The sequence below is a fragment of the uncultured Methanobrevibacter sp. genome (assembly GCF_946184425.1).
GTDB lineage: Archaea > Methanobacteriota > Methanobacteria > Methanobacteriales > Methanobacteriaceae > Methanocatella.
In genome coordinates this window covers 1-2,747 of sequence record NZ_CAMHFP010000082.1, presented here as the reverse complement: position 1 = coordinate 2,747, position 2,747 = coordinate 1, and the positions used below count along the sequence as shown (strand labels likewise).

Genomic DNA, 2,747 nt, shown 5'->3' with positions numbered 1-2,747 from the left:
GCAATTTGGTCAATTATGGAAAGGTTATATTCAATGTAAATGATGTTGATTATGAGGCAAATGTATCTAAAGGAATAGCTAATATCCCATTCAAGTTTTTAAATACTCAAAATGTCATTTATGTAATATTTAATGCAACAGGTTATGCATCATCCATGGATTATGACACTGTAGAAATTGAAAAACAAAAATTGAATTTAAATTTAAATACTGCAAGAGTGTTTGACAATGTAACTGTTAATTTGACCCTTGACAATGACGTGGATATTGACGCAACACTTGTTGTAAATGGAAATAATTATTCAGTAATGTTTGTTGATGGATTTGCATGTCTTGAATTGTCAAATTTAAAAAATGGGGTTTATAACGTTTCAAAAATTATATTTCCACAAGAAAGTGTTTATGAAAATTTAATCATCAATAAAACATTTTCAGTCAATATTAAAGACACTCGAATAATTGCCGGCGATTTGATTGTCAATGATGAGGATAATTTAAATTATACAGTTAAACTTATAGATGGTGATGGCAATATCCTTTCCAACAAGACTGTTGAATTTGTTTTAAATGGAAGTTCTCAGGTAGCTATTACTGATGTAAATGGTGAGATAAACATTCCAATTCATTTAAATCCTGGACATTATTCTGTTAAAATTGGATTTAATGGAGATAATGATTATAGGATGTCTAAGGCAATAACTGACATTAAAGTTAAAAATAAGGTTAATGTTGATTTATTTATGGATAAGTTTGCCAATAATGTTACTTTTTCTATAAATGTTTCAGAACCGATTTGTGATAACGTAACTCTGATTGTCAATAATAATTCCTACATTTTGTCTCTTGCTGATGGTTTTGCAAATTTCGATTTGTTTAATTTGGATAATGGCAATTATACTGTTGGAGTTTTATTGGATATTGATAAATATGATTTCAATAATGCAACAGGTAATTTCATTATTGATATCAGAAAATCAAAGATTATCACCAATGATTTAATCACTTTTGAAGAGAATAATATGTTATTCAATATCAGTTTGGTTGATGAAGATGGTAATCCGTTAGTTGATCGTTCTTTAATAATCATATTGGATAATGAGACATTTAATAGAAAAACAGATGAAAAAGGTCAAGTAAATCTTTTATTTAATTTAACTAAAGGAATTTATACTGTTCATGTAATTTTTGAAGGTGATGGGGATTATTTCAAAGCAAATTCAACCAGTAGCATAACAGTCAAACGTAATGTCACTTTCAGTATTTCCAAAAGTGTATATCTGAATATGGCAGATATTTCCATTAATGCTTCAGATATCGTTTCATTAGTTAATATAAACATTAATGGTTCTGTTTATCAAATCAATGATTTTAAAGATGAGGTTATCCGTTTAAGTAATTTGTCAAATGGAATATATTTCATTGATGTGATTATTGTTGGCGATGAATTATATGAATACGAGCCGGTTTGCGCCAATTTTACAGTTGATGTGAAAAATTACATGTTACATGCTCAGGATTTCATAACAGTTTATCGAAGCGGCAGCGAATTTAAAGTAACATTAACAGATGATGAGGGTAATCTGTTGGCTGGAAAGAAAATTCAGTTTAATTTAAATAATCATAATTATATCAATTGGACAGATGACCAAGGTCAGGCTTCAGTTAAAGTTAATTTGGACAATGGAAAATATTTGATTAATGTGACTGTGTATGGTGATGTTAATTATCGTCAGATTAGCAGTTCCTATGATATCATTGTAAAGACATCCCTTGAACCATGTAACATTACTACAAAAACGTATAATTCAAAATATTCGGTTCTCTTATTGGATAAAAATGGCAATCCATTAAATTCATCAGGTGTAACATTTATTTTAAATGATGCAGAGTATCATCTTAATACTGATGAAAACGGTTATGCATATATGGATGTTCTTCAAAAGGTCGGCAATTATAATATTACTATTGTAAACGACTGGAACAATGAATCTGTCAGTAAAATGATTAAAGTTGTACCAAGAATTAGCCAGAATAGAGATCTGACAATATATGCATTCAGCGGAAAGATGTATAAGGTTCGCATATTTGATGATGACGGAAGGGCTGTCGGTGCGGGACAGACTGTTAAGATTACTATTGGTAAAATTACAAAATTTGTTAAGACAAATGCTTACGGTTATGCATATATAAGGGTTAATTTAAAGAATGGCAAATATATTGTTTCTTCAACTTATAAGGGATTTAAGGTAGTAAATAGAATCACCATTAAACCGGTATTAATTACTTTAAATAAAGTTTATAAGAAATCAAAAAGTTACTCATACAAGGTTAAATTGCTTAATTCCAATGGAAAGCCTTTAATTGGTAAAAAGGTCATTTTTAAAATTAAGGGCAAAACATATATTGCTAAAACCAATAGGTATGGTCAGGCTTCATTTGTAATTAAACTTAATTTAAATGTTGGAAATTATAAGGTTTATACAATCTATGGCAAATCCAGAATGACAAATTTAATTAAAATTATCCAGTAATGTCTATTTGACATTATTTTTTCTTTTTTTCTCTTTTTATTTCAATCAATTTTTCAGTTTCAAAAATATTCAGATATATTTTATTTTTTATCAATTTATAATTAATTTTTATATATTAGTACTTACAAATAATATTTTGTAAAGTTAAATTTAGTTTTTATTATGTTAACTTTATTATTATAAAACATTGAATCGAGTGATTGAATGAAGAAAATG

1 protein-coding gene is annotated in these 2,747 nt (G+C 27.7%); it reads left to right on the top strand.

The features are described 5' to 3' along the window. Positions 1 to 2,531 (top strand): hypothetical protein (locus Q0P94_RS10485; RefSeq protein WP_295116412.1); only part of this gene is annotated, 2,531 nt, incomplete at its 5' end. Positions 2,532 to 2,747 lie beyond the last annotated feature (216 nt).